The sequence below is a fragment of the Ochrobactrum sp. Q0168 genome (genome assembly GCF_016427605.1).
Taxonomy (GTDB): domain Bacteria; phylum Pseudomonadota; class Alphaproteobacteria; order Rhizobiales; family Rhizobiaceae; genus Brucella.
Genome location: NZ_JAELXQ010000034.1, coordinates 1 through 6,920, shown reverse-complemented (window position 1 = coordinate 6,920; position 6,920 = coordinate 1). Strand labels below are relative to the sequence as shown.

Here is a 6,920-nt window from a genome sequence, read left to right as displayed (position 1 = left end):
CGCGCGTCAAGAGGGACGATTAGCGAGCAAAATGCACCCGTCCATCGGTCAGCGCGGTGGACACCTGTTGTCATTGGCTGATTTTGCCTTCCGCCGCCTTGTCTGAAACAGATTTCCCGTTTGAGAAGAATATGAGCGTGAGCAAAGCAAACGCCATAATGATGACGGCAACATCAAAGGCGTTTGCAGCACAGGCGATACCGATAGCACCTGTTGCCCATAGACTGGCGGCCGTAGCGGTTCCTTTCACAGAAGAGCTTAACCGCAATATCGCCCCGCCCCCAATGAAATCCATACCCGTAATTACACCTTCCATAATTTGGGCAAGCGCTTCCGGGCTGTCTGTCGTAACCTCTTCGGTCGCCTGAATAAAACCGCAACTTGCCACTGCTACGAGTGGGAAAGTGCGAAGGCCAGCGCTTCGCTCCTGCCTTTCACGATGCCATCCTATCGGCAGAGCCAGGATATAAGCGGCCGCCAGCGCAATGACATGTGGCCAGACGTTAAAATTGTCTGAGTTAAGGGCTTCATTTAACGCTGCTGATAGCTGATCCACACTCATCTCTCCGGTTAAAACCAGGCCGTCATATTCGGCAGGCCTGAACCCAGTTGATAGCGATTCCCCACCACGCCAACCTCCTTTACAACTGTAAAGATCGCCTCTTAAAAACGTTGTTAAAACAGCAGGTTTGGGTATCTTTGACGGTTATGAACACTTTTTGCGTTTATAACCGCCAGAAGGGAATAATGCTCCAACTGAACAATGTCACCGTCAGCGACACCGCATCAAAGATCGAAGGCTATACTTCAAAGCTTTCTGTGGAACTGGGGATATGCAGGAGGCCTTTTACCCACCACAAGCACGGAAATCGTTTCGCGCCACTGGCTCATGCTCGCAACGCAAAGTCCATGTGCAACAGACGCCGCGATTGGCCAATGGTCTGTTACCTGTAACATCAGCCGGTTGGAAGATCGCCTTCTGATCTGTGACCCAACGAGCCTTGCAATTGTTTGGGCATGGTCCCTCTTCCAACATAACAGGATTACGGCTTTTTGTGATCGCCGCCATCGCGTCTCTGATCTGCAACTTTCCTAAAATATAACCGCGACAGGCGGGTCCTTGCTGATGTCATTTGTCATAGTCCCAGGCCTTGGATGAAGCGAGCGCGCGCTCGAATGACGAACGGCCTTGGTCCCCAAGCCACGCTTCAAACGTCTGGAGGCGCGGATTTAGCTGGCGCATCAGGCTGAAATCGGCGCGCCCGGCTAGGCGTCCGTCGTCCATCATAGCCGTAAGCTTTCGCAGAAACGGGTTCGATGCGAGGAGTTCGTCGCTGAAACGGGAGTACGGGATCGCCCGCCCCGCCGCAGCAGTGAAAAATTTCTCCAGGTCGGAACCCGAGATCGTGTCGCCCGCGATCTCGAAAGTCTGACCAGCGTACTTATCGAAGTCGTCGAACACGGCGGCAATGATCCTGCCGATGTCCTCTACTGCTATCACCTGCATCGTCTGCGCCGGTTTCATGAAGAATTCGAAGCGTCCTTCGTTCAAGCCGAAGCCAGGCATAGTCAGTAGTTCCATAAACGTTGCTGGGCGCACGATGGTTGACTTGATCGGGAGCGTGCGGATGTGTTTCTCGATTTCGGATTTCGTGTCAAAGTGCGCGACACCTGATGACTCCTCGCGGACAGCGCTGCCCGAAGAGTAAACGAGATGCTTCACGCCGCACTCCACTGCGATATCCGCGACAGCTATACCGTAGGACACCTCTTCCTCGTCGGTGACGGTCCCGCCAGGAGAACTTGGCTGGACGCTGAAGACGCCATGCACACCGCTCATTGCCTCCTTAAGAGACGCCTTATCTTCGAACGAACCGTGCCGCACCTCTACCCCGGCATCGCGCAAGGATTGAGCCTTGGTCGAGGCCGGAATACGAACCAGAGCCCGCACGGGCCAACCCAACTCCAGCAAGGCCGAGGCGACCGACCCGCCTTGCTGCCCCGTTGCACCAAAGACCAGGATTGGAGACTTATTATCAGTCATATTGTAACCCACCTATTGAACACGGGTTACCCATATATACCTTTGGGAGAAGGCCGGAAGACGGCACATTTTTTAGCCCCAGGCACAGGAATGATACCTTTGGAAAAGCAGATCCACGGTCGGCCATACGAAGAGAGAAACAACAAGCCATTCTTCAAGCCGTGCGCGCCCAATAGCGTGCTGGCCCGGTTGGGTGATAAGTGGACTATCCTCGTCATGTCGCATTTGGCCCTTGCGGAAGGACATCAGCTCCGGTTCTCGGAGTTGAAGAACGGAATCGACGGCATCACGCAGCGAATGCTGACGCTCACGCTGCGAAACCTGCAGCGGGATGGTCTTCTGGTTAGGCACTACTTTCCAGAGGTGCCACCGCGCGTGGAATACCAATTGACTGAAATGGGAGCCAGCATGCTTCCGGCACTTGAAGGCTTTACGTCATGGATTCGAGAAAACTGGCCTCGCATTGAGGAATGCCGACGAGCTCATGACGCTGCTGACGGGGACGAATTAGCCTGATTGCGTCGGTCGCGCGCGCAGGTGATTACATGGCTCGTCGGCCTCAAAGCTGAGGCCCTATGGGAAGGGAAGCGGCACGAAGATTCTTACACAGCCGAGCAAATACTTTTTATGGCTCTCCACACCAGTCTGTTTATTCATGGCGTCGATCACACTCCGGCCGCAAGACCGAGTTGGGCAACCAGTGCGCAGAGCGTTTCCGGTCTGCGCGAGTTGACGACGACGACGTGGTAGCGCGCTCCAATGCCGGCGCGACCAATCTGGCTGCCCACCTCCCTTGCGCCGATGACGCCCGTTGACGTCATCGCTTCTACTCCAGGTCTTACGCGCCGAATGCGCCGTCGATGGTGTGCATCGCCCCGGTTACGAAGCCCGCTTCTGGACCCGCAAGCCAGGCAACCATGCCTGCGACCTCTTCCGGACGTCCGTGACGCTTGATGGCCATGAAACTGTGTAATTTTTCTTTCATTGGGCCGTCGGCTGGGTTGGCGTCGGTGTCGATCGGTCCGGGCTGGACCACATTGATGGTAATGCTGCGGGGACCAAAGTCGCGAGCAAGTCCTCGCGCCAGTCCTTGAAGAGCTGACTTGCTCACCGCATAGGAAGCCATTCCAGGCACTGGCATGCGGTCGCCATTCACTGAACCGATGATGATGATCCGCCCTCCTTCGGTCATTTGGCGTGCTGCCTCGACCGAGGCGTGATAGGGTGCATGTACATTGATCTTAAACAAGCGGTCGATCGCGTCCGGATCCTGGTCCAATGCGTCGCCGAAGATTCCGATCCCGGCATTTACCACCAGAATGTCCAAGGGACCACTGTCACGGACGCGAGCTATAACCGCATCACGATCAGCGCTGTCCGTTTGAACAGCGGCTGCACCTGTTGCCGCTGCCAACTGTTCGGCGGCTTCCTGAGAGCTAGAATAAGTGAACGTTACCTTTGCCCCTTCTGCCGCGAAGCGCTCGACGATGGCCGCTCCGATTCCGCGGCTGCCGCCGAGCACAAGCGCTGATTTCCCTTGAAAGGCCGACATATGGAATTCCTTGTAAATTAATGTAGTCATTGTTACATAAATTTAGAATCTTCGTTGTCAAGGAATTTTGTAATAATGAGTACAAATAGTGCAAAACCGCGTGGCAGGCCCCGGCGCTTCGACCCGCAAGATGCGGTTTCCGTCGCTCAGGATCTTTTTCATGCTCGCGGCTATGATGCGGTCAATGTTACTGATGTCACCGAAGCACTCGGGATCAATCCGCCCAGTTTCTATGCAGTTTTTGGCAGCAAAGCCGGACTTTATGCCCGTGTTGTCGATCGGTGGTCGGAGACCGGGGCCATCCCATTTGCTAAAATCCTGCGGGACGACCGCCCAGTGGCCGAAGCGCTTGCGGAATTGTTGGAGGAGGCCGCACGGCGGTATTCCAAGAACAGGTCAGCGACAGGTTGTCTGGTTTTGGAAGGTACTCGCAGCAACGACCCGGAGGCGCGAGAGTTGGCGTGCATGGCCAATCGTTCGGCTGAAATGATGATTCGGGACTATGTTGCTGCTCGGTATAATGACGACGCCGACCAAATAACCGACTTCATGAGTACCACAATGTCTGGGCTTTCCGCCAAGGCCCGGCACGGACACAGTCTGGACCGGCTCCTCGCGTCAGCAAGGCTTGCTGGTACTGCAATCGCATCGGCTCTCCCTCCTCGCGGGAGCCTTAAGCCCCACTCGTAAAAGGCGGTTTTTAGGATTTATTAGCGGACAACAGATCCGTCTCGATGACGTCGAGAGAGGAATGAATGACTCTTTCACGCGAAGAGAATCCGATGATGATCCTGCTTTGCTCGAGGTACAGGCGATTATCAATGCGCCGATCCTAAACTTGGGCAGGGCCGCTGGATCGTGCGCCGTTTGCCCTCCTTTACAACTCCGGCGCTCGCGTCCGCAAGGCATAAGATCTTCGGGTAGGCGGGCTCATTTCGAGACCGCGCCCGTCCTTCATCGGCACCGGATCGCCGCGTCTCTGGACCGGAAGTGCGCGACATGATGCTGGAGACGGTCGAAAAGCGGTTCGCAGCAACGCGGGCTCCGCATGCTATCGAGCATTTCTCCGACAATGGTTCGGCCTACACCGCAAGGGACACGAGGTGGTTTGCCCAAGCCCTCAATTTGACGCCCTGCTTTACGCCAGTGGTTAGCCTGCAGTCTAACGGTATGTCGGAAGCCTTCGTGAAAATCCTGAAAACGGGCTACATCCGCATCTCCGCAACACTGGAGGCCGAAACTGCAGTTCAGCTCATCCACGGATGAATCGAAGATTGCAACGAAATACATTCCATGCCGCGCTCAAGATCGAACTATTGCACTATCGCCACGTGTTATCCCGCCAATCAACACGCGTCAGCAAGGACCCATGCCAGCTTTGGGGGAAGCGAAACCACTGGCTGGTCTACAAGATCGATGAAATCGAGAATTCTATGAAATTAATGTCGAGCTTTCATCAAAACAGTTTGAAAGCAACATTCGGATGGCTGCGCTATTTGCTGTCCCGCTAGGCTGCCATGACACAATGTACAGGAGAAACACGTCATGGAACTGGAAAACAAAACGATCATCGTCACGGGTGCAAGCAGCGGGATCGGCGCCGCAGCGGCACAGTTATTCGCATCTGAGGGAGCCAATGTGGTTCTCGGCGCGCGTCGAACCGGGGAGCTTGAGGCGCTCGCGAGGACAATCAATCGAACTCATGGCAAAGCTCTGCTTTTGGCAGGCGACGTAAAGGATGAGGGATACGCCGACGCGCTTGTTGACCTTGCCACTAAAGAGTTTGGCGGGCTGGATGGCGCATTTAACAATGCGGGCATTATTGGCGAGATGCAGCCCACTCCTGACATGAGCATCGACAACTGGACAAATGTCATCACGGTAAACCTGACCAGTGCCTTTTTGGCCGCCAAGGCGCAGATACCAGCAATGAGAGCGCGCGGACAAGGCTCCATTGTTTTCACTGCATCATTCGTGGGTTTCAGCAATGGTGGTTTGCCGGGGATGGGGGCTTACGCGGCATCCAAGGCCGGATTGATCGGCCTGACACAGTCGCTAGCATCGGACCATGCCGCCGAGCGCATACGTATCAACGCGTTGTTGCCTGGCGGCACCATCACACCAAGCGGCGGCGAAGGGAACCCAGGCGCTTTGGATTTCATTGCAAGTTTGCATCCCATGAAGCGAATGGCCGCTGCAAGAGAGATTGCGCAAGCGGCCTTGTTCCTTCTCTCAGATCGTTCCAGTTTCACGACCGGGAGCCCGATGATTGCAGACGGGGGCATCTCCGTTCGTTTGACATAACAAATTGAAGCCACTCCCCTTGCTGGGGAACCAGCGTCTTCGCTGTCAGAGCCAGCGGAGGGCGTCCCTTCTTCAAGGCACAACCGCCCTTCGACCAGATCTCCTTAAGCCTATTTCCCTTCATAGATCTCTACTCCCCGGAGTATGTACAGATTGCTTCACGACATTAAGATCTGGCTCAAAGCCGACTTCCGACCGATGGGAACCTCGAAGTAGCTTCAGCGCTTTTCTCCTTACTGAAGTCGTGCGAGAGCTTGGCCGATGCGCTCGATGGCAATTGTCAGGTTGTCTCGGGAGGTCGCAAACGACAGGCGGATATAGGGCTCGACGCCGAAAGCAGCCCCCGGCACGGTCGCAACCATGCCCTCAGTCAGAAGGTACGAAGCAAGCGCCGTGTCATTGGTGATGACCGTGCCATCCGGCGCCACCTTGCTGATATAGGGCGCATTTCGGGAAGAGATAGAAAGCCCCTTCCGGCGCCCTCACCTCAAGCCCCGGAGTGGCGGCAAAGCCCTTGGCGACGAGCTCTCCGCGCGACTTGCATTCGGCAACGGCGTTGGTCACGAAATCCTGCGGGCCGTTGAGCGCGGCAACGGCCGCAGCCTGCGTGATCGAGGACGGGCAGGTCGTGCTCTGCGACTGCATCTTGTTCAGAACCTTGGTCAGGTCCTCCGGCCCCGCCGCATAGCCGAGCCGCCAGCCGGTCATCGCATAGGCCTTGGAAACGCCGTTGATCAGCAGCGTGCGATCGCGTAAATCCGGGCAGGCATTGGCGAATGAGGTAATCGCGCACCAGACGAAGCCATCTGATTGCCAGTCAAGCATCGTTATCACGGCTTTATTCCCGCGATTGGTCACGATGAAACATCCCCATCGCCTGGATAACTCAGGCAATAGGGATGTTTTTTGAATGTGTCAGAGAGCTTTCTGCAGCTCCGGCAACACAGTGAAGAGATCACCGACGAGGCCGTAATCGGCAACCTGGAAGATCGGCGCTTCCTCATCCTTGTTGATGGCGAC

The 6,920-nt window shown here is 55.8% G+C and carries 9 protein-coding genes and 2 pseudogenes; 4 read left to right on the top strand and 7 right to left on the bottom strand.

Annotated features, from left to right (window positions below; translation table 11 throughout):
• Positions 1 to 70: 70 nt before the first annotated feature.
• Positions 71 to 562 (bottom strand): MgtC/SapB family protein, encoded by a 492-nt coding sequence (locus tag JAU75_RS23745; protein WP_199058936.1) that lies wholly within the window; start codon positions 560 to 562, stop codon positions 71 to 73.
• Between the two features lie 567 nt (positions 563 to 1,129).
• Positions 1,130 to 2,044, bottom strand: coding sequence for an NmrA/HSCARG family protein (locus tag JAU75_RS23740; protein ID WP_199058935.1), 915 nt, complete (start codon positions 2,042 to 2,044; stop codon positions 1,130 to 1,132).
• A gap of 90 nt (positions 2,045 to 2,134) precedes the next feature.
• On the opposite strand from JAU75_RS23740, the gene JAU75_RS23735 reads away from it, so the two are divergent.
• A complete protein-coding gene (locus JAU75_RS23735; protein WP_371836242.1) occupies positions 2,135 to 2,560 on the top strand; it encodes a winged helix-turn-helix transcriptional regulator in 426 nt (141 codons plus the stop codon).
• 149 nt (positions 2,561 to 2,709) lie between these two features.
• Here JAU75_RS23735 and JAU75_RS23730 read toward each other — a convergent pair whose 3' ends face one another.
• Together JAU75_RS23730 and bdcA are read right to left on the bottom strand one after the other, a co-directional pair.
• On the bottom strand, positions 2,710 to 2,865 hold the full coding sequence (locus JAU75_RS23730; RefSeq protein WP_199058933.1) for a hypothetical protein: 156 nt from the start codon (positions 2,863 to 2,865) through the stop codon (positions 2,710 to 2,712).
• Between the two features lie 17 nt (positions 2,866 to 2,882).
• On the bottom strand, positions 2,883 to 3,596 hold the full coding sequence (gene bdcA / locus JAU75_RS23725) for an SDR family oxidoreductase (RefSeq protein WP_199058932.1): 714 nt from the start codon (positions 3,594 to 3,596) through the stop codon (positions 2,883 to 2,885).
• A gap of 75 nt (positions 3,597 to 3,671) precedes the next feature.
• Here bdcA and JAU75_RS23720 point away from each other — a divergent pair, with 75 nt between their 5' ends.
• The 3 genes and pseudogenes from JAU75_RS23720 (at position 3,672) to JAU75_RS23710 (ending at position 5,900) form a co-directional block, all read left to right on the top strand.
• Entirely contained in the window at positions 3,672 to 4,286 is a 615-nt protein-coding gene (locus JAU75_RS23720) for a TetR/AcrR family transcriptional regulator (RefSeq protein WP_210339402.1), read from the top strand.
• Between the two features lie 285 nt (positions 4,287 to 4,571).
• Positions 4,572 to 4,859: pseudogene (locus JAU75_RS23715) on the top strand (IS3 family transposase); the annotation flags it as partial.
• A 282-nt stretch (positions 4,860 to 5,141) separates the two neighbouring features.
• Positions 5,142 to 5,900: an SDR family oxidoreductase gene (locus JAU75_RS23710; protein ID WP_199058931.1), complete on the top strand. Its 759-nt coding sequence runs from the start codon at positions 5,142 to 5,144 to the stop codon at positions 5,898 to 5,900.
• 233 nt (positions 5,901 to 6,133) lie between these two features.
• Here the strand turns inward: JAU75_RS23710 and JAU75_RS24180 are convergent, their stop codons facing one another.
• The 3 genes and pseudogenes from JAU75_RS24180 to JAU75_RS23700 form a co-directional block, all read right to left on the bottom strand.
• A complete protein-coding gene (locus JAU75_RS24180) occupies positions 6,134 to 6,328 on the bottom strand; it encodes an aminotransferase class I/II-fold pyridoxal phosphate-dependent enzyme (RefSeq protein ID WP_247880611.1) in 195 nt (64 codons plus the stop codon).
• On the bottom strand, positions 6,297 to 6,725 hold the full coding sequence (locus tag JAU75_RS24175) for an aminotransferase class I/II-fold pyridoxal phosphate-dependent enzyme (protein WP_247880612.1): 429 nt from the start codon (positions 6,723 to 6,725) through the stop codon (positions 6,297 to 6,299). The genes JAU75_RS24180 and JAU75_RS24175 overlap by 32 nt, the downstream gene beginning before the upstream one ends.
• Positions 6,726 to 6,815: 90 nt before the next feature.
• Positions 6,816 to 6,920 (bottom strand): annotated as a pseudogene (locus tag JAU75_RS23700) (electron transfer flavoprotein subunit alpha/FixB family protein); the annotation flags it as partial.

Bases quoted from the DNA above. Each gene is read 5' to 3' on its own strand.
- JAU75_RS23745 (WP_199058936.1), bottom strand. From the start codon at position 562: ATGAGTGTGGATCAGCTATCAGCAGCGTTAAATGAAGCCCTTAACTCA.
- JAU75_RS23740 (WP_199058935.1), bottom strand. From the start codon at position 2,044: ATGACTGATAATAAGTCTCCAATCCTGGTCTTTGGTGCAACGGGGCAG.
- JAU75_RS23735 (WP_371836242.1), top strand. From the start codon at position 2,135: ATGATACCTTTGGAAAAGCAGATCCACGGTCGGCCATACGAAGAGAGA.
- JAU75_RS23730 (WP_199058933.1), bottom strand. From the start codon at position 2,865: ATGACGTCAACGGGCGTCATCGGCGCAAGGGAGGTGGGCAGCCAGATT.
- bdcA (WP_199058932.1), bottom strand. From the start codon at position 3,596: ATGTCGGCCTTTCAAGGGAAATCAGCGCTTGTGCTCGGCGGCAGCCGC.
- JAU75_RS23720 (WP_210339402.1), top strand. From the start codon at position 3,672: ATGAGTACAAATAGTGCAAAACCGCGTGGCAGGCCCCGGCGCTTCGAC.
- JAU75_RS23710 (WP_199058931.1), top strand. From the start codon at position 5,142: ATGGAACTGGAAAACAAAACGATCATCGTCACGGGTGCAAGCAGCGGG.
- JAU75_RS24175 (WP_247880612.1), bottom strand. From the start codon at position 6,725: ATGCTTGACTGGCAATCAGATGGCTTCGTCTGGTGCGCGATTACCTCA.